A 19,803-nucleotide genomic window follows, 5' to 3' on the forward strand; every position below is an offset into this window, starting at 1 on the left:
CCAGTCAAATACTGACTGGGGCGGCTGAATCAGCCTAATCCAATAACGTGAAACAAAAGGTCTGAAAGATAGAACATCTTACCTCTGTACCCTACAAGATTTAATGTACAACAATTGCTCAGAAATGAAAACAATTTTTGTAGTTTTTTTTCATGAATGTTTTATTAAAACACCTAAATTCTTCTTACGGTTTAACTTTATTCGAGACAAAAAAAAGCCAGTGTTTGTGCACTGGCTCATACTAATTCACTCAATAAGGTCAAAAACTGATTAGTGGGCTTGATCCCAGTTGTCACCGTGGCCTGCTTCCGCGACTAACGGTACTTCTAGATCAGCGGCTGACTCCATCAATTCTTGTACTTTACTTTCAATTTCGGCTAAAGCTGACTCTTGAACTTCAAATACCAATTCATCGTGTACTTGCATCAATAGCTTCACACGACCATCGCCTTCCGCTTGAATCCACTCATCCACTAACAACATCGCTTTCTTAATGATGTCTGCTGCAGTACCTTGCATCGGTGCATTGATCGCCGCACGTTCAGCGGCTTTACGACGCATGCCATTACGAGATTGGATTTCAGGCAGGTGCAACCGACGACCGTAAATGGTTTCAACGAAGCCTTGCTCTGAAGCAGCGCTGCGTGTGTCTTCCATGTACTGCATTACACCAGGGTAGCGTTCAAAGTAAGTGTCCATGTAGTGCTGTGCTTCACCACGAGGAATCCCCAGTTGCTTAGCCAAGCCAAAGGCACTCATGCCGTAAATAAGGCCGAAGTTAACGGCTTTAGCACGACGACGCTGTTCAGTGGTAACTTGATCAATAGCCACGCCGATAATCTCAGCAGCCGTTGCCGCGTGAATATCTTTGCCTTGTTGGAACGCTTCCAGCAGCGCTTTATCAGCCGATAGGTGCGCCATGATACGCAATTCAATTTGAGAGTAATCGACCGCTAGGATCTTCCAACCATGTTGTGCAACGAATGCTTGGCGAATACGACGACCTTCTTCATTACGAATTGGGATATTTTGTAGGTTTGGATCAGTCGAAGACAAACGACCGGTTGCCGTTACCGCTTGGTGGTAAGAAGTATGAACGCGACCCGTTTCAGCGTTGATCATCTTCGGCAGTTTATCTGTGTAAGTAGACTTCAGTTTCGCAAGGCCACGATACTCAATGATCAGCTTAGGCAACGGGTAATCAAGGGCCAGCTCTTGCAACACTTCTTCGTTAGTTGAAGGCGCACCTGATGGCGTTTTCTTGATAACCGGTAGACCCATTTTTTCAAACAGGATCGCTTGCAGCTGTTTTGGCGAGTTCATGTTGAACTCTTGCTCTGCAATCTCGTAAGCTTTCTGCTCTAACTCATCCAGACGAACCGCAATCTCTTGTGATTGAGCCCCTAACAGCATGTCATCGATGAATACGCCAGTACGCTCAATGCGAGACATCACAGGAATCAGTGGTACTTCGATTTCTTCATAGATGGTTTTAAGCTTTTCATCTTGCTCGATGTTTTCCATCAGGCGGTTATGCAGACGTAGTGTCACGTCAGCATCTTCTGCAGCGTATGGAGACGCTTCACCCAGCTCAATCTGGTTGAAAGTAAGTTGTTTCTTACCTTTACCTGCGATTTGCTCAAATGAGATGCAGCTATGCTGTAGGAAGCGTAGCGCTAGGCTGTCCATATCGTGCTTGCCACCTACGCTATTGAAAACGTAAGACGCCAGCATAGTGTCGTGTTTGATGCCTTTCATCTCGATACCGTAGCGAGCTAGCACACTCATATCGTACTTCAGGTTTTGACCCACTTTTGCTTGAGCATCATCTTCAAGAATCGGCTTAAGCTGTTCAAGTACCCAATCACGGTCCAGCTGCTGCGGTGCATCTAGGTAATCATGAGCAACCGGTACATAAGCAGCAACGCCTTCTTCGGTTGCGAATGACAAGCCAACGAGGTTTGCGACCATGTAATCTAAGCTGTCTGTTTCAGTATCGAAAGCAAACAATTCAGCGGCTTTAAGCTTTTCTAGCCAAACATTGAATGACGCTTCATCTAGAATCGTTTCGTAGTTGCTGCGATCAATCGTCACGGCAGACGTATTCATCTCCACGGTAGACGTTGCTGCAGAAGCACCAGCTCCCGTTGCTGCAGATCTTTCATCCGCTTCAACCACACCACTGCCACCTTCAAGCAGCTCGTTCAACCAAGATTTGAAAACCAGTTGGCCGTATAGTTTGATCAGCTCGTCGATATTTGGCTGAGCTTTAACGAGTGACTCTGGTGTCTCTTCAAGTTCAACATCTAACTTAATCGTCGCAAGCTGGTAAGACATATCAGCATTGTCTTTATTATCAGCTAGCTTCTTAGCCATGGTTTTCGAACCACGGAAACCAAGCGCCGCAATATCATCAAGATTTTGATACAACTTTTCGATACTACCGATACCTTGCAGCAATGCCGTCGCAGTCTTATCGCCAACACCTGGAATGCCCGGAATGTTATCCACTTTATCGCCCATCAGCGCGAGATAATCGATAATAAGCTCAGGCGGAATACCAAACTTCTCAATAACACCTTCACGATCCATCACCACGTTGGTCATGGTGTTGATCAGAGTAACGTTGTCATCGACCAGCTGCGCCATATCTTTATCACCGGTACTGATAAGCACAGGCATACCCATCGCAGAAGCTTGAGAAGCCAACGTACCAATCACGTCATCTGCTTCAACGCCAGGAATAGAGATAAGTGGCAAACCCATCGCACGAATCACGTTGTGCAATGGTTCTATCTGGCAACGAAGATCGTCAGGCATCGGTGGGCGGTTTGCTTTGTACTCTGGGTACATATCATCACGGAACGTTTTCCCTTTCGCATCAAAAATAACCGCAATACGATCAGAAGCAAATTGACGCATCATGCTGCGTAGCATGTTAACCACACCATAAACAGCATTCGTTGGGATATCACCATTGCTCATGGTGCCAGGGTAAGCATGGAACGCGCGATATAGGTAAGAAGAGCCATCGATCAGAATCAATGGATTATCAGGAATACGAGCCATAATGTTTGTGAATCCAGTAAGTACAGAAATTATCTGTTAAGAATGCCACGTCTGTTGGTTGGATTCTACGTTGTCGATCTGTATCCGTTCACTCGGTTGTGTTCGTAATAATCGATTTGTTGTTATTTTTTGTTCTTAGACACAAGCGTTCTGTGGATAACTCTGTTTATATTATTTACCCACCCTGTTGAGAACTAAGGTAAACCACCAAAAAAACGCAAATAAACTATTGAAAATAAAGGATAAAATTACAGATCGAACATATGATCAACGATCTTTTCTCGATCTTGCATTGTGGAAAAGAATGCTGATGGCGTTTTATTCATAAAAAAACGTGCCACTAAATATGCATCTTGTTGAAATGGAGGTATAAAAAAAGCGACACCCGAAGATGTCGCCTAGCAAAAACCGGTAAAGCCATTCAAATTGAATACCACAGCTTTACCTAAAAGCTATAAATTACACTGGAAGCAATGTGAGCAATGTCGTGTCAAAAAGAACTTAGTACAAGTTCGCGAGAATTCTGTTGGGTAACCAAGTAAATACTTGAGTACTTAACATCCTTGTGAACATTTCCTCATTCCCTAAGACGAAGTTAATAATAATGATTCTCATTTAATAGTCAACACTTAAATGATAATAAATCTCATTTAATTTATAAACCGTTAGCCACAGTGCTCAAATTTGCTTCAGAAAATGAATTCTATGGGCATTAATGTCTTCTTTTTCTTCTAATTTTTCGATTAGGTAACCGTTTTTCAATAACAGACGCAGCATCGCGGGAAACAGGTTACGAGATTTCACTTTCAGCTGTTGGTAGCCCTGTTGCTTCACCCACTGTTCTTGAATATCTAATTGCGCCTGTGCAACGCCTTTATTCCTTGCGATCGGTAACACGCCCCCAAACCAGCTGTAAAACGTGTTTTCATCCAATTCATAACCGATCTTAAAACCCAGTAACACACCCGCCTCTTCAGCAACGAGGATCAGGCTTGTTTTACCCGCTAGTCGCTCCGATAAAGACGCTACACTCTCTTTTCTGGCGAACTCGGCAATCTGTTCAACAACAGAAACAACCTCTTCTAATGAGCCTTCACGCACAATGACAGACATCTTGTTTCATCCTCATAAAACAAAAGGGCTGGCACAACGGCCAACCCTTTGGTGATCATATGGTTTGCTTGATCGTACTTACTTGCCTTGCAAGTGCTCAGCAGCTTGTGCGTTATCTTCAGCAAGCCACTCTGCGACATCTTTAGCGAAATACGTCAGGATGCCATCTGCGCCAGCACGCTTAAAGCACAACAGTGATTCCATTACGGTTTCGCGCTCTTTCAGCCAGCCGTTTTGAATCGCCGCTTTATGCATCGCGTACTCACCAGATACTTGGTAAGCAAACGTAGGCGCTTGCAGTTCGTGCTTAACACGACGAACAATATCAAGGTAAGGCATGCCTGGTTTCACCATCACCATGTCCGCACCTTCATTAAGATCCATCGCGACTTCATGAATCGCTTCATCGCTGTTGGCTGGATCCATCTGGTAGTTCTTCTTGTTACCGCCTTTCAGGTTCGAAGCACTGCCAACTGCATCACGGAATGGGCCGTAGTAGCACGATGCATATTTTGCAGAGTACGCCATGATTTGAGTATGAATGTAGCCAGCTTCTTCTAACGCTTCACGGATTTTACCAATACGGCCATCCATCATATCCGACGGTGCAACCACATCAGCACCCGCTTCAGCATGAGACAGAGCCTGCTTGATTAAGACTTCAGTCGTCTCGTCATTCATCACGTAACCATCTTCATCGATGATGCCGTCTTGACCGTGAGTAGTGAACGGATCCAGTGCTACGTCAGTAATCACACCCATATTTGGCACGTGCTCTTTGAGTAAGCGTACTGCTCGTTGTACCAAACCTTCAGAGTTATGAGCTTCAGCCGCGCATAAACTTTTAGCATCTTGGTTCACTACCGGAAACAGAGCAATTGCAGGAACACCCAATTTTGATAGGTAATCCGCTTCCTCAAGCATAAGGTCGATAGACAGACGCTCAACACCTGGCATTGACTCTACAGGCTCACGGCGCTCTTTACCCATCAAGATAAACATTGGGTAGATTAGGTCATCTACAGACAACTGATTTTCTGCCATTAAGCGACGGCTAAAGTCATGTTTACGCATACGACGCATACGACGACCTGGGAATTGACCTTGAATTGAAACAGACACTAGATTCTCCTTGCCTAGTCTAAACACCAAAATGCTTAGATATGAAAAGTGCTAAATACTGGCAAAAGCATATCACTGATGGCTCAGGACGCTAGCAGTAAAGCGAAAAACCCATTCAAAAAAAGGGATAAATGGCAAAAAATGACCTTCTCCTCACACTGCCGTATACTCATGACAACTCAGTACAAACCGCTTTCAGGACAAAATAATGATCGACACCCATGCCCATATTTACGCGAGTGAATTCGACGAAGACCGTGAACAAGTGGTGCAGCGTGCACTGGCTCAAGGTATTGATACCATTCTATTACCTAACATCGATTTAGAATCTATCGAACCCATGTTAGCGACGGAAGCACAATTCCCTGAGGTGTGTCGTTCAATGATGGGCTTACACCCTTGTTATGTGGATGCAAATATCGAGCAGACCCTGAAAACCATTCGAGCTTGGTTCGATAAGCATGACTTTATCGCCGTGGGTGAGATAGGTATCGACCTGTACTGGGATAAAACCTTTAAAGCAGAACAAGAGATGGCGTTTGTGACTCAGCTGCAGTGGGCAAAAGAGCTCAATCTACCTGTGGTGATCCACACGCGAGATTCCATTGAAGAAACACTCACCCTACTTCGCAAAGAACAAGATGGAAGCTTACGCGGCGTATTCCACTGCTTTGGCAGCAGCTTAGAGGAAGCTCAAGCGATCAACGAGCTAGGCTTTCATTTAGGTTTAGGCGGCGTATCGACCTTTAAGAACTCGGGGATGGATAAGGTAATCCCACATCTTGATATGAATTACGTCATCCTAGAGACAGATTGCCCGTATTTGGCACCAACACCGAATCGCGGTAAACGCAACGAGCCCGCGTACACCGAACTGGTGGCAAAACGCGTCGCTGAATTACGCGGAATTACCCTTGAAGAAGTCGAAAACATAACCACCATCAATGCTAAATCATTATTTAATCTATGATGAATCTATTAATAAGTGAATATTACGGATTTACCCTCAATTTATTTGAGAAAACAATGTGATATGTATACTATCAACCGCCTGCATATGGAGGTAGTTGATTATGTGTGACCATTCACAACACTTACAACGTCAACATCGAACTCTATGGCATAAAATTTGGGGCATCAAAGAGCTCTATATATGCCAAAACTGTGGTTATCAGTTAAAGATTCGATAAACAGACATAATAAAAAAGCGGCCTAGGGCCGCTTTTTTATTATGTGATTTTTACTGAAGAACTCTAACGATCATGCTCATCCGTAATGACTACTGCTTTAGCATCTGCGAACATAGCATCTGCGAATTAAGACTCCGCTTCTTCCTCTTCATCCGCATCTGATTTACGCACATAGAAACGCGCGAAGAACAGGCCAATCTCAAACAGAATACACATTGGAATCGCCAACAGTGTCTGCGAAATCATATCAGGCGGCGTTAGCATCATGCCGACAATAAACGCACCGACAACAATGTAAGGACGCTTCTCTGCCAGTTCTTTAGGTGTCGTTGCACCCGTCCAACATAGCAAGATAATGGCGACTGGCACTTCAAAAGCGATACCAAAGGCAAAGAACAGCGCGAGTACAAAATCAAGATAACTCGATATGTCGGTTGCGAACTCTACTCCCCCCAATGATATAGCGGTAAAAAAGCCAAATACCAACGGGAATACAATGAAGTAAGCGAACGCCACACCACAGTAAAACAGCAATGAGCTTGAAGCCAATAACGGCATGATCAAGCGCTTCTCATGCTTGTATAAGCCCGGAGCGACAAAAGCCCACACCTGATACAAAATAAACGGAACCGCGAGGAATATAGACGCGATCAAGGTCAGTTTTAAGGGTGTGAAAAATGGTGACGCTACATCTGTTGCGATCATCGTCGCGCCTTCAGGTAAGCGATCTACCAAAGGTGCAGAGACGAACTCATAAATATCATTAGCGAAATAAATTAGCCCAACAAACACCACCAGAACCGCAACAATCGCGCGCAATAGGCGATTACGCAGTTCTAGAAGATGGCTAATTAAAGGCTGTGTCTGCTCAGTCGAAGACATGTCAAACCTCTTAAACAGGAAGATCGAAAAGGAGCCGCGCACCTATCTATCCAGTTGAATTGGTATCCACTTGAATAGATATCTACTTAAATAGCTATCGACTTAAACATCTAGCGACTCAAGTATCTGGCGACTCCTCCTTGCGAGACTATTCGGCTTTCTTATCTGACGGTGCTGAAGCTTCACTGTTAACCTGAATGGTTTCAGATTCCACAGTTTCCGTGACACTAGGTTCAGTCTCACTCGGCTTATCAGACTCAGGCTTAGCATACGGGCGTTGAACTTGAGCAGCGGCCTGCTTAAGTTCATCAACTGATGCTTTTAGGTCTGGAGATAAATCTTCCATACCCATTTTTTCCGCCTTGCGTAGGTTTTCTTGCAGCTCTTGCACCTTAAGCTCATGAGAAAGTTCATCTTTCACACTATTTGCCATGCTTTTCGCTTGTCCAACAAACTTGGAAATACTGCGAATCGCCACAGGCAAACGCTCAGGTCCTAAAACGACTAACCCAACGACAGATATTAATACCAGTTCCCAAAAACCGATATCAAACACGATTTACGCCTGCTCTTTGTCTTTCTTTGTTTCAGCAGTCGTTTCAGCGCTAGCTTCTTTCTTCTGCTGTTCAATGTTCTTTGGTTCAAAGTCTGCGTCTTTCTTATCTGCAGGCTTGTCTTCATCGCTCATTGCTTTTTTGAAGCCTTTCACCGCTGAACCTAAGTCACCGCCCATGCCGCGCAGTTTCTTCGTTCCGAAAAGTAAAATTACAATCACAGCAATGATTAGAAGTTGCCAAATACTGATACCACCCATTGTCATTGTCCTCGGGTCTGTCTACACATAAAAAATATTAAGGGAGTCTACTGTCTAACGACGGTAAGCTCGCCAACTTAGCAGCCAAAATGTGACACCTGCGATGCCACAGCCCATAGATAGCTGCTCATAAGGGCTTGAAACTAATATTGCGGAGCATACGACTAAAGTAGCTCCAACGCCAAACAAAAACTTTCCTGTTGCTTGCTGACGCTTACTATCTCGGTAACCTTGATAAAGCTGATCCATTCTGTGGTTCATGGCTTTACCTTGGCGCAAGCTGTCATAAAGTAGCTCTGGCAGCTCTGGCAGTTTTTCTGCCCAGAATGGCGCACGCTCTTTTACTGCGTTAATCACAGCTTGCGGCCCCACCTGATTCATCATCCAGGTTTCAAGGAAAGGCTTCGCCGTTGCCCACAAATCAAGTTGCGGATACAACTGACGGCCTAGGCCTTCGACATACAACAAGGTCTTTTGAAGAAGCACCAACTGAGGTTGAACCTCCATGTTGAAACGTCTTGCTGTATTAAATAAGTTTAGCAACACATGGCCAAATGAGATCTCGCCAAGTGGTTTTGCAAAAATTGGCTCACACACCATGCGAATCGCGAACTCGAAATCGTTAACGTTGGTGTCGTGTGGCACCCAACCTGAATCGACATGTAGCTCTGCAACTTTACGATAATCTCGATTAAAGAAAGCCAGTAAATTCTCTGCTAAGTAGCGCTTATCTTCACTGTTTAGCGTGCCGACAATGCCACAATCTAAGCCAATCCACTGAGGGTTTTCTGGATTTTCAGGGTTAACGAATACGTTGCCTGGGTGCATATCCGCATGGAAAAAGCTGTCTCGGAATACTTGGGTAAAGAATACCGTCACGCCACGTTCAGCCAGTAATTTCATGCTGGTGCCGTTAGCTTCCAATGTCGCGATATCCGATACTTGAATACCGTAGATTCGCTCTGACACCATCAAGCTTTCACTGCTTAAATCAGAGATAACCTCTGGAACATACAGCTCTTCGCTGCCTTCAAAATTACGTCGTAGCTGAATGGCATTTGCCGCCTCACGGCGCAGGTCCAGTTCATCGATTAGCGTTTTTTCGTACTCATGAACGACTTCAACAGGTTTCAAACGACGTGCTTCAAGAAGAGACTTAGCGACTATACGCGCCATTCGGTGCATCAGTTTTAGATCTGCATCAATCACCGGGCGAATATCAGGTCGAATTACCTTCAGAACAATCTCGCGGCCGCTCTCTTTTAGCTTTGCAGTATGCACCTGAGCAATAGAAGCAGAAGCCAATGGCTCGATATCAAAGTCGGTAAACCAGTTATCTAGACTGCCACCCAGTGCCTTTTCCATGTCTTGCTTGGCCAGTTGACCATCAAATGGCGCCACTTGGTCTTGCAATAAAGCCAATTGATCAGCGATATGAGGAGGAAATAGGTCACGACGCGTTGACATCATTTGACCAAACTTGATCCACACAGGCCCTAACTCTTGCAAAGCGAGACGCAAGCGCTGACCCAATTCTTTATCTTGATGCTTGTTCTTGAGCCAAAACAGAGACTTTCTCGCTAACAATGGGGCTTTAGTCAAATGGTGCTCAGGCATCAATTCATCAAGGCCGTACTCTAACTGTACCTTGATAATATGATAAAGACGTTTCAGTTCTGTTGGGGTCATGCTTTCTCCAACAGAGCGTTCAACTTAGCTTCAAGGCGAGCTACCGAGCTTTTTACGTCATCAACCTGATCGCAAAAATGCACTACTTCTAACGGAGCCGGTGCAATCTTCCACTCTTCTGTCAGAATCTGAGCAACATGGTTTTGATGCTTAGTTGCTTGCTTCGCCACAAAACCACCGACGTTTTTAACGCCTTGTACCACGGTATGCGCAACCACATCGCCCGTTACGCGCGATAGCCACTCTTCTAAGTCCGGCTTGCAGTCTGTCATCAGCTGAGCAAATTTCTGAGCCAGTTGAATATCACCCTCTAAGATCAGCTTATCTTGCTTGATCAGCTTGGTGATGTTCGATTGCTCACGCAGTTCAGGCAGTACCGATAGGTTCAAAGATAGGTAGCAATCAGGCTGCCCTTCGTATTCCGACAACACATCGATCTGTTGGCTGAAAACGAAAGTGAGTGTTTTATTCAACTCTTTCAAATTAACTTGAATGATCTGTCCCTTTAAACGAGACAAACGACGAACCAAGGCTGGATCATCGTTCACGAAAGTATTTAAAGAGGTTTCAATAACCGCGGTTACCAATGGATCAAATGGCATGACTGTCCTTACCTTTGAAAACGGATAAGCCTTAACCTATCCGTTCTGTCTTTATTCTTATTTTTAGCACGCCCTACGAGCCTGCTACCAAGTTCGACTAGAACTTGTAACCACGGTGCAGCGCAACAATGCCGCCCGTTAGGTTGAAGTATTTCGTATTTTCAAAACCCGCTTCTTGCATCATGCCTTCCAAGGTTTCTTGGTTCGGGTGCATGCGGATAGATTCTGCTAGGTAACGATAGCTGTCTGCGTCGTTGGCAATCAGCTCACCCATTTTTGGCAACAGGTGGAAAGAGTAGGCATCGTAAACCTTTGAAAGAGGCTCAAGTACTGGCTTAGAAAACTCAAGAACCAACAGACGACCGCCCGGCTTCAGCACACGGTACATTGAACGCAGCGCTTGGTCTTTGTCGGTAACATTACGCAGACAGAAGCTGATGGTAATGCAATCGAAGTAGTTATCTGGGAAAGGCAGCTCTTCAGCATTGGCTTGAACGTAATGTACGTTGCCAACAATACCGCTATCACGCAGTTTATCGCGGCCAACATTCAGCATTGAGTTGTTGATATCAGCAAGAACCACGTGGCCTTTTTCACCCACGATACGCGAGAATTTCGCAGTCAGGTCGCCAGTACCACCACCAAGATCTAGGATACGTTGACCCGGGCGAACGCCACTGCAATCAATCGTGAATCGCTTCCACAAGCGGTGAACACCACCCGACATTAGATCATTCATGATGTCGTATTTAGCGGCTACAGAGTGAAATACCTCTGCTACTTTCGCGACTTTTTCGTCTTTTGCGACTGTTTCGAAACCAAAGTGTGTGGTTTCTGACTCTACTGCTGAATTTGTCTGCACGCTTGTGTCCATAATGCTGTTATCTACCATGGTAAGTTCTCATCGACAGCACACTCTCTATTTAGAGGCACTGCGGCCGATTAGTTTACTTTATCCTCAGTAGGTTGTCTTTCTACTAAAGAGACATTTTCTGAAAAAGCCTCATTTTGCGCCATTTCAGCTATCCCAATCGAGATCGACTTTTTCACTTCAACACCAAGGTGTTTGAAGCTTTCAGCCTGACGAATCACATTGCCACGCCCAGTCACTAGCTTATTCATTGCTCCTTGGTAGCTTTGGTTGGCTCTATCTAATGAACTGCCGAGACCTTCCATATCATCAACGAACAGGCGTAATTTGTCGTAAAGCTTGCTCGCGCGTTCAGCGATAACTTGCGCGTTCTGGTTCTGTCTGTCATTACGCCACAGGTTATCAATGGTGCGCAGTGCCACCAGCAGGGTCGTAGGACTGACCAAGATAATGTTTTGCTCCATCGCATCTTTGACCAAGCTAGGGTCGGCTTGAATCGCCACCTGAAACGCAGGCTCTACCGGAATAAACATCAACACATAATCCAAGCTCTGAATGCCTTTAAGCTGATGATAATCCTTTTGGCTCAAGCCTTTAATATGCGCTCGCAATGAAGCCAAATGATCACGCAGTGCTGCGTCGCGTTGTTGATCGGTCTCAGCATTGAAGTAACGCTCAAACGCCACCAAGGCCATTTTTGAATCCACCACCACTTGCTTGTCTTGTGGCAAATGCACAATCACATCCGGTTGGTAACGCTTGCCTGCATCGTTTTGCAGGTTCACTTGAGTTTGGTATTCATGGCCTTCTCGCAGCCCTGATTCAGCGAGCACTCGCGCAAGTACCACCTCTCCCCAATTACCTTGCTGCTTGTTATCACCCTTTAGAGCTTGAGTCAGATTCACAGCTTCACGAGTCATGCTCTCATTAAGACGCTGCAGGTTTTTAAGCTCATGCACCAAGGTATGACGCTCTTTGGCTTCTTGGCTAAAGCTGTCATTTACTTGCTTCTTGAAGCCCTCTAATTGCTCTTTCAGCGGCGACAACAAACCCTCTAAGCTTTGCTTGTTTTGTTGATCGACCTTAGCGGTTTTGCTCTCAAAAAGTTGATTCGCTAACAGTTCAAACTGCTGCTTAAGTCGATATTCTGCTTGTTCTAGCAGTTGCAGCTTTTCATTGTTGGCGAGGTTTTCTTGATCGTGTCTTGCTTCTTGTTCTCGAAGTTCAGCCTCTAACTCAGACTTATGCTCCTTAAGAACATTGATATCATCGGCGTACTGCTGGCGCTCTTGTTTCACGGCTTCAAAATAGCGCAGCTTTTCCATTGCGGCCATCACCTTGCCGTGCGCCTGCTTGAGCTCGAATGCCGCTTTGTCTCGGTCATCATCCAACTCATTGAGCTCTTGTTGTGCCTCTGCAAGCGAGGATTTGAGCTGGGATTGTTGAGACTCATGCAGCAAACGGTCGGACTCTAGCTGCTGTTCAAGAAGTCGCTGTTGAAAAGAGAACTTCTGTTTGATCCACCAACCCACCACACCGCCACTGACGAGCGCGCCAGAAATTGCAGCAATAAGCGGTGCTTGATGTTCGATAATCCATTGCATGATAATGATTTAGCCTAATTGGAAGTAACTCATTAAATGGTATTTTGATACTGGATAAATGTCCAGTTTGCCGTATTAAATTTCGACAGATAGACTAGGCGCTCCGTATTCTGTCCCATCAAATTAGAATGAGTTGCTATGAACGAACGTCGTGCCTTGGGCTTTGGCCTTTCCGCGGTATTACTGTGGTCAACAGTTGCTACTGCTTTTAAGCTGACCCTTGCTGAGTTTTCGCCGATTCAAATGCTGACCATTGCCAGCATAGTGTCATCAATGGCACTGATCGCCATCTGCGCCTTTCAAGGCAAGCTTTCTCAGCTGAGCACTACGTTTCTTTCAAACCCTTGGTATTACCTACTGCTCGGCCTGGTCAATCCACTGGCCTACTACCTGATTCTATTCAAAGCATACGACCTATTGCCAGCATCTCAAGCTCAGGCCATCAACTACAGTTGGGCAATTACGCTAACCTTGATGGCGGCGGTTTTTCTGGGGCAAAAGATTCGTAAGCAAGATTGGATTGCTTGTACCTTCAGTTATGCGGGTGTGGTGGTCATTGCCACCAAAGGCGATGTGCTAGGAATGCAGTTCGATAGTCCACTCGGTGTGGCTCTGGCATTACTTTCAACCTTGCTTTGGGCGGGATACTGGATTCTAAACACCAAAAACAAGGCTGACCCTGTGATTGGCGTATTGCTTGGTTTCTTAGTGGCATTGCCCTTCGCGATCGGTTTAACCATTTACGAAGGCGAGAGCTTTAGCCAAATCACAGCAAAAGGTTGGATGGCTGTGACTTACGTAGGCCTGTTTGAGATGGGCATTACCTTTGTCTTATGGCTATCAGCACTGAAGCTGACCAACAACACAGCGCGTATCAGCAATCTGATTTTTGCCTCACCGTTTATTTCGCTAATGCTACTTTCAACCATCATTGGTGAAGAGATTCACCCAGCGACACTGTTTGGCTTGGTACTGATCATTGCCGGCTTGGTGATTCAACAGGTCAAATTTTCAAAAAACAAACCTGCGTGACTGAGTAAATGAGTAAATGAGTAAATGAGTAAATGAGCTAAAAGACTCGATTGAGCACGAAAAGCTATCGATAAATTCGAATCTAGAGCTAGATTACAGCTTATAGATACAAAAATGGCGAGTCATATGACTCGCCATTTTTATGTCATTTAAAATCTAATGGATAAGCTCAAAGCTTAAACCCACTGGCCTGCTGCAAAGCCAGAGCTCCAACACCATTGGAAGTTGTAGCCACCTAACCAACCTGTTACGTCCATGACTTCACCAATGAAGTAGAGGCTAGAGACCGTCTTACATTCCATGGTTTTTGAAGATAGGTGATTGGTGTCCACACCGCCTAGAGTCACTTCGGCCGTTCGGTAACCTTCCGTGCCGTTTGGCGCAATTTTCCAGTTCTCTAGATGCTCTACAATGTCATTCAGCTGCTTTTCGTTGAACTGTTTGAGCGGCTTGTCTTCCAGCTCTTTACGATCAATCAACACCTCAACGAAACGCTTTGGTAATGCTTTCGCTAAGGTGTTTTTCAGGCTCTGATTTGGGTGTTTCTCACGAGAGTTTTCAAGTAGTTCAGCAACGTCCACTTCTGGTACTAGATTAATCGAAACCGATTGACCCGCTTTCCAGAACGAAGAAATTTGCAATACCGAAGGGCCAGATAGGCCGCGGTGAGTAAACAGCAACGCTTCTTTGAATAAGGTGCCGTCTTGCGCGGTGATCTCGGCAGGAATCGCGATTCCTGAAAGCTCAGCAAAGGCTTCTTTGTCTTCTTTATGCAGAGTAAATGGCACCAAACCCGCTGTAGTCGGCATCACAGACAAACCAAACTGCTCGGCAATCTTATAGCCAAATGGCGTCGCGCCTAGTTTCGGCATCGATAAACCGCCCGTCGCTACGACAAGTGAGTCACACTCAACTTCGTCGGTATTAAGATGCATTTTAAAGCCAGCGTCTGTTTTTTCGATGGAGTGAACATCACAACGGTAGCGCTGTTCAACTTTCGCCTGCTTACACTCTTCAAGCAACATGCTCACGATGTCTTTTGCAGTGTGGTCATTCACACAGAACAATTGGCCGTGGTCTCGCTCTTCGAACTCAATACCGTACTTGCTCACCATCGAGATAAAATCCCAGTTGGTGTATTGAGATAAAGCTGACTTCACGAAGTGAGGGTTGTTACATAGGAAGTTGTTGGCTGAAACATCATAGTTAGTGAAGTTACAACGGCCGCCACCTGAGATTAAAATTTTTCTGCCTGGTTTCTTTGCATGATCAACCACCAGCACTCGTCGGCCACGTTTACCCGCTTCCGCAGCACACATTAAGCCCGCGGCGCCCGCGCCAATTACGATTACATCAAACTTTTCACTCATTGGGGTTCTGCTTTCTTCACTTTTGCACCTCGAGTACGCCCTGTTCTCGAAATGCCATCAATAAAAAAGGATGTGCATAAACAGCACATCCTTACTAATTGCTCGCTATTCTAGCGACAATTTTAAACTTTGCAATTGATGTTCAATTGTACAATTTGCAGACAGCAGCAAAACCACTACTTGGCTTAGCGAACCAACAACCGAAGCTTTGCACCAAAACCTAAACTCTACTTCACGCGTACTAAATAACTTAGACGATGAAAGAAGACAGCAATGTTACACCCAACAGAGCGGAAGAAAGTATAAACAACTGTCTTACGCGATCACACTTCGACATAAACACTTCGTCGTGATGATGGTGATACTCTTTGCTTTTGATGTAACTAAACAAGCGAACCTGTTTGGTCATATTGCCATGAGTTGTGAAGAATCCACCTCCGTCTACTTGTTGATAAAGTAGAGGATGTGCTTCTCGCATTATATAAATGAGTGTTCTTAGCGCAGTAAAATATCGCGCCCAGTTCACGCAAGTCACAACCATTAGTGCAAATAGAATAGTGTCGCCGCTGATCATCCTTTCCTCCCTACATCTTCATAAGAAAACTCAAAAGAAAAAGATAATCAGTGTCTTTCCCGTACTACCTAAACGGCAGGAGCTTCCATAATTGAAGATGAACCATCTTTTGCCAATTGCGCTAGGTCTTTATCAATAAAGAACAGTGCTTTACCGTCTTCACCAACAAGCTCTAGCTTATCCAATACACCTTTAAACAACTTCTCTTCTTCGTGTTGCTCTGCAACGTACCATTGCAGGAAGTTAAAGGTTGAGTAATCTTGTGTGCTGAAAGCAACGTGAGCCAGTTTGTTGATCTTTTGAGTAATCATTTGCTCATGTTCGTAAGTTTCACGGAACACTGCACCAAGGCTATCAAATTCATGTTTTGGCGCTTCAATCGCACCAAGAATTGGCATTGCACCTGTTTCACTTACGTAAGTGAAAAGACGCTGCATATGTTCCATTTCTTCTACCGCATGAACACGCAGAAACTCTGCTGCACCTTCAAATCCTTTGTCTTCACACCAAGCACTCATTTGTAAGTATAGATTGGATGAGAAAAATTCTAGGTTAATTTGATCATTCAGTTGCTCAACCATAGTTTTTGACAGCATTTAAGACTCCTAATTACATCCTCAATTTTCTCTACTATATCACTATTTAATGAATATCTCGCAGGCCATTAGTTAACCAATATTTCGAGCTGTCATTACGCAAGACAGTGGATATGAGATCACTTCAGCAAAAAAAGCCATCGCATAGTGCTAATCTTAAATCAGACAATGAATAAAGGAGGTAGCGATATGAGTTACAAACATATTTTGGTCGCGGTCGATTTATCAGAAGACAGCAAATTAATTGTGGATAAAGCGGTAGCATTGGCTAAGCCATTGGAAGCCAAAGTCTCTTTTATCCATATCGATATTAACTACGCAGAGCTGTATACCGGCCTGATTGATATCAACATGGCAGAAACCCAACATAACGCGATGGAAGCATCTCGAGTTCAGCTGCAAAATTTTGCTGAGCATGCTCAATACCCAATCACCCATACCTTAGTGGGCAGTGGCGATTTGAGTCATGAGCTGTGTGACACCATCAACGAGTTTAATGTTGATTTAGTGGTTTGTGGTCACCATCAAGACTTCTGGAGCAAGCTGCTTTCTTCAACACGACAACTGATCAACGCCTCTCCGGTTGATATGCTGGTCGTGCCTCTAAGAGATTCAGAAGACTAATGAATTAAGGTTAGGTAACATACAGCTCATATCTTATTAACGAAGTTTTACTATGAGCTATTTAGCTGGTGTTACCCTCCTATGGGCCTTCTCCTTTAGCCTGATCGGCGTTTACCTTGCTGGTCAGGTTGATGCTTGGTTCTCTGTACTGATGCGTGTTGCCCTTGCCGGTATCGTGTTTCTTCCTTTCCTTAAGTTCCGTGGCGTCTCGCGTAAGCTGATCGCTAAATTGATGGCCATTGGTGGCATCCAGCTTGGCTTAATGTACTGCTTCTACTATCAGTCTTTCTTACTGCTATCCGTTCCTGAAGTCCTTTTGTTTACCGTTTTTACCCCAATTTACGTCACGCTTATTTATGATTTCCTCAAAGGGCAATTCTCTCCGTGGTACTTAGTGACTGCGGCAATTGCGGTATTGGGCGCGGTATTCATTAAATTTGCAGGCGTCAATGAGAACTTTTTAGTTGGCTTCCTCGTCGTGCAAGGCGCGAACCTGTGCTTTGCTATCGGTCAGGTGAGTTACAAGGTAGTGATGGAGAAGGAATCGACTGAATTACCTCAGCGAACCGTATTTGGTTACTTCTACTTAGGGGCGTTATGCGTCGCTTCCGTTGCTTTCATGCTACTGGGCAATCCAGAGAAGCTGCCAACCACCACTCTTCAATGGGGAATCCTGATCTACCTTGGCTTGATTGCTTCGGGGCTGGGTTACTTTATGTGGAATAAAGGCGCGTGCATGGTGAACGCTGGCGCACTGGCTGTGATGAACAATGTTTTAGTTCCAGCTGGCCTTGTGGTGAACATCCTGATTTGGAACAGAGATGTCGATTTGGTTCGATTGTCTATTGGTGGTGCCGTTATCTTGTTCTCTTTGTTCGTCAATGAGACGTGGGTGAAGAAGCGTGTTGCGAGAGATGCTAGCAATGCCTAGCGCGTTGAGCTGACAAGCTGTATTTAGCTAACAAGCTGTATTTAACTAATAAGCTTTGTTTGACTAGCAAGATTCTTATTTAAAATAATACCCAGAAAGCAAAAGAGCGACCGTAGGTCGCTCTTTTTAAATCATTTGTGTAGCAATAAACTCTTCGAATCAACTTCAGTGAATGTGATTGTGGCTCACCACCTGAGTCTTACTTTCAGTAAAGGCAACGTCATCAAGTTGTAGGTTGATGCGTTCCAGGTCACTTTCCAGTTTTTGGCTTTTCTTAAACAGCTTTTGCTGCTTCTTAATCATCTTCGCGAGCTTTTTGTTGTACTTCTCTTGTTTCTTCGCCGCTTTCTTCGCTTGTTTGAGTTCAGCTTTCTCATCGCCGCTCGCCTTCGCCATCAATTTTTTCAGCTTGGCTTTTTTCAACGCGACTTTATCCGCTTTTTCTACGATAGCAGGATCAAAGATTTGTACCGTTGGCTCAACGCTGTCCATTACCTCGATAAGAGAAACTTCTGGAGTTGGCAATGTTTCAGCAAGTAGACCACACGCAACTTTTTCTTCAGCGGGTTTATTCTGACAATCAATCGGTGGGATGGCTGTTGGTTTGCATAGATTCGCTTGATCCGACGATGAGCGCGCACAAGAGCGGCACACGAACTTTGGTTCAGTCACCAACCTGTGGATTTCTCCCAAATGCTCGGTGATATCTCGACGGTTTAACTTACAAAAGCGTTTAGCCATGCTACAACTCCAGCTAAGAATAATAATGATTCTTAGTTAGATATACATCCGTAACGCGACTATCGCAAGTGTTAAATAGTGATTTATCGTATTTATGACGGAAAATTTTCTTAGCATGTCTCTAAGTTATTGATGCTTTAACTGAGTAATTAATACTTTACCTAGGTCATTGATGCTTTCACATACACATCAAAACGGTTCTTTTTAGTTTCGATCGCCATGCTCGGTTTTTGCTCGTCTAACCACGCCGCGTAATCCGGTCTTTTGACCACAACTCGCTTAGATGCGAGTTTAAGGGCCGGTTGCAATAAAGCATCTGCATCCATATCGGCACCCACCAATGATTGGAATACACGCATCTCTTTCTTAACCAACGCCGATTTCTTCTTGTTCTCAGGATGCGGGTACATTGGGTCTAGGTACACCACATCAGGCTGTTCGAAGTTTGGATCGTTGCTGAGTTTATCTAACGCATCGTGACTTGAAGCGTGAATCAACTTGATACGTTCAGTTACCCAACCACCGATGTCAGGGTCTTTTTGTGCTCTCTGCAGGCCGTCATCCAATAATGCAGCCACAACTGGATGTCGCTCTACCATCTGTACTTTACAGCCCAACGAAGCCAGCACAAACGCATCACGTCCTAAACCAGCGGTGCCATCTAAGATAGTCGGTGTCGCGCCTTTGTTTAGACCTGCTGCCTTAGCAATTGCCTGACCTTTACCACCACCAAACTTACGTCTGTGACCGACTGCGCCTCCGACCAAATCAACAAAGATAGCGCCAAGCTTAGGTTCATCGACTTTACGTAACTCAAGTCGCTCGCTAGTCAATACCAAAGCAAAATCGCTGTTTTCATCATGAGATAAATTCCAACGGGTCGCTAAGTCATTTAAATGATCGATTTGGGTAGCATCTTCGCAAATCAGTTGTAGTTGCAAGGTCGTCTCCAACAGACAGTAGTATTCAAAACAAAAGA

19 protein-coding genes are annotated in these 19,803 nt (G+C 44.8%); 4 read left to right on the forward strand and 15 right to left on the reverse strand.

Annotated elements, in window-relative coordinates:
• Nucleotides 1-270 precede the first annotated feature (270 nt).
• From polA to hemB, 3 genes are all read right to left on the reverse strand, one after another.
• Nucleotides 271-3,069, reverse strand: coding sequence for a DNA polymerase I (gene polA / locus L3V33_RS17485; protein WP_237290911.1), 2,799 nt, complete (start codon nt 3,067-3,069; stop codon nt 271-273).
• Nucleotides 3,070-3,747: 678 nt separating this feature from the next.
• The gene (locus tag L3V33_RS17490) at nt 3,748-4,182 is read right to left on the reverse strand and encodes a GNAT family N-acetyltransferase (protein WP_004735570.1); all 435 of its coding nucleotides are present in this window, start codon (nt 4,180-4,182) and stop codon (nt 3,748-3,750) included.
• A 78-nt stretch (nt 4,183-4,260) separates the two neighbouring features.
• Nucleotides 4,261-5,304 carry a porphobilinogen synthase gene (gene hemB / locus L3V33_RS17495; RefSeq protein ID WP_004735569.1) on the reverse strand — a complete coding sequence of 348 codons (1,044 nt, stop codon included), beginning with the start codon at nt 5,302-5,304 and terminating at the stop codon, nt 4,261-4,263.
• 208 nt (nt 5,305-5,512) lie between these two features.
• Between hemB and L3V33_RS17500 the strand changes: the two genes are divergently transcribed.
• On the forward strand, nt 5,513-6,274 hold the full coding sequence (locus L3V33_RS17500; RefSeq protein ID WP_054548002.1) for a TatD family hydrolase: 762 nt from the start codon (nt 5,513-5,515) through the stop codon (nt 6,272-6,274).
• A 346-nt stretch (nt 6,275-6,620) separates the two neighbouring features.
• Here the strand turns inward: L3V33_RS17500 and tatC are convergent, their stop codons facing one another.
• From tatC to rmuC, 7 genes are all read right to left on the reverse strand, one after another.
• The gene (gene tatC / locus L3V33_RS17505; RefSeq protein ID WP_171328722.1) at nt 6,621-7,376 is read right to left on the reverse strand and encodes a twin-arginine translocase subunit TatC; all 756 of its coding nucleotides are present in this window, start codon (nt 7,374-7,376) and stop codon (nt 6,621-6,623) included.
• Between the two features lie 148 nt (nt 7,377-7,524).
• A complete protein-coding gene (gene tatB / locus L3V33_RS17510; RefSeq protein WP_004735566.1) occupies nt 7,525-7,932 on the reverse strand; it encodes a Sec-independent protein translocase protein TatB in 408 nt (135 codons plus the stop codon).
• 3 nt (nt 7,933-7,935) lie between these two features.
• Nucleotides 7,936-8,190, reverse strand: coding sequence for a Sec-independent protein translocase subunit TatA (gene tatA, locus L3V33_RS17515; protein WP_004735565.1), 255 nt, complete (start codon nt 8,188-8,190; stop codon nt 7,936-7,938).
• Between the two features lie 54 nt (nt 8,191-8,244).
• Complete coding sequence (ubiB, locus tag L3V33_RS17520) at nt 8,245-9,879, reverse strand: ubiquinone biosynthesis regulatory protein kinase UbiB (RefSeq protein WP_237290912.1); 1,635 nt, start codon at nt 9,877-9,879, stop codon at nt 8,245-8,247.
• Nucleotides 9,876-10,481: an SCP2 domain-containing protein gene (locus L3V33_RS17525; RefSeq protein WP_102332587.1), complete on the reverse strand. Its 606-nt coding sequence runs from the start codon at nt 10,479-10,481 to the stop codon at nt 9,876-9,878. Before L3V33_RS17525 ends, ubiB begins: the two co-directional genes overlap by 4 nt.
• 97 nt (nt 10,482-10,578) lie before the next feature.
• A complete protein-coding gene (ubiE, locus tag L3V33_RS17530; protein WP_026012235.1) occupies nt 10,579-11,358 on the reverse strand; it encodes a bifunctional demethylmenaquinone methyltransferase/2-methoxy-6-polyprenyl-1,4-benzoquinol methylase UbiE in 780 nt (259 codons plus the stop codon).
• A gap of 65 nt (nt 11,359-11,423) precedes the next feature.
• Nucleotides 11,424-12,956: a DNA recombination protein RmuC gene (gene rmuC / locus L3V33_RS17535; RefSeq protein ID WP_114634324.1), complete on the reverse strand. Its 1,533-nt coding sequence runs from the start codon at nt 12,954-12,956 to the stop codon at nt 11,424-11,426.
• 138 nt (nt 12,957-13,094) lie between these two features.
• On the opposite strand from rmuC, the gene L3V33_RS17540 reads away from it, so the two are divergent.
• Nucleotides 13,095-13,988, forward strand: a complete 894-nt coding sequence (locus tag L3V33_RS17540; protein WP_017086337.1) for a DMT family transporter — start codon at nt 13,095-13,097, stop codon at nt 13,986-13,988.
• A gap of 176 nt (nt 13,989-14,164) precedes the next feature.
• Here the strand turns inward: L3V33_RS17540 and L3V33_RS17545 are convergent, their stop codons facing one another.
• From L3V33_RS17545 to ftnA, 3 genes are all read right to left on the reverse strand, one after another.
• Complete coding sequence (locus L3V33_RS17545; RefSeq protein WP_171313174.1) at nt 14,165-15,358, reverse strand: NAD(P)/FAD-dependent oxidoreductase; 1,194 nt, start codon at nt 15,356-15,358, stop codon at nt 14,165-14,167.
• 250 nt (nt 15,359-15,608) lie between these two features.
• Complete coding sequence (gene uspB / locus L3V33_RS17550; RefSeq protein WP_004735557.1) at nt 15,609-15,932, reverse strand: universal stress protein UspB; 324 nt, start codon at nt 15,930-15,932, stop codon at nt 15,609-15,611.
• A 68-nt stretch (nt 15,933-16,000) separates the two neighbouring features.
• On the reverse strand, nt 16,001-16,528 hold the full coding sequence (gene ftnA / locus L3V33_RS17555; protein WP_004735556.1) for a non-heme ferritin: 528 nt from the start codon (nt 16,526-16,528) through the stop codon (nt 16,001-16,003).
• A 189-nt stretch (nt 16,529-16,717) separates the two neighbouring features.
• Between ftnA and uspA the strand changes: the two genes are divergently transcribed.
• On the forward strand, nt 16,718-17,152 hold the full coding sequence (uspA, locus tag L3V33_RS17560; protein WP_004735555.1) for a universal stress protein UspA: 435 nt from the start codon (nt 16,718-16,720) through the stop codon (nt 17,150-17,152).
• A gap of 52 nt (nt 17,153-17,204) precedes the next feature.
• The gene (locus L3V33_RS17565) at nt 17,205-18,083 is read left to right on the forward strand and encodes a carboxylate/amino acid/amine transporter (RefSeq protein ID WP_237290913.1); all 879 of its coding nucleotides are present in this window, start codon (nt 17,205-17,207) and stop codon (nt 18,081-18,083) included.
• Between the two features lie 165 nt (nt 18,084-18,248).
• On the opposite strand, the gene L3V33_RS17570 is transcribed toward L3V33_RS17565, so the two are convergent.
• Entirely contained in the window at nt 18,249-18,824 is a 576-nt protein-coding gene (locus tag L3V33_RS17570) for a hypothetical protein (protein WP_237290914.1), read from the reverse strand.
• Between the two features lie 161 nt (nt 18,825-18,985).
• Nucleotides 18,986-19,765, reverse strand: coding sequence for a class I SAM-dependent methyltransferase (locus tag L3V33_RS17575; protein ID WP_237290915.1), 780 nt, complete (start codon nt 19,763-19,765; stop codon nt 18,986-18,988).
• Nucleotides 19,766-19,803 lie beyond the last annotated feature (38 nt).

The organism is Vibrio sp. A2-1 (assembly GCF_021728355.1).
GTDB lineage: Bacteria > Pseudomonadota > Gammaproteobacteria > Enterobacterales > Vibrionaceae > Vibrio > Vibrio splendidus_K.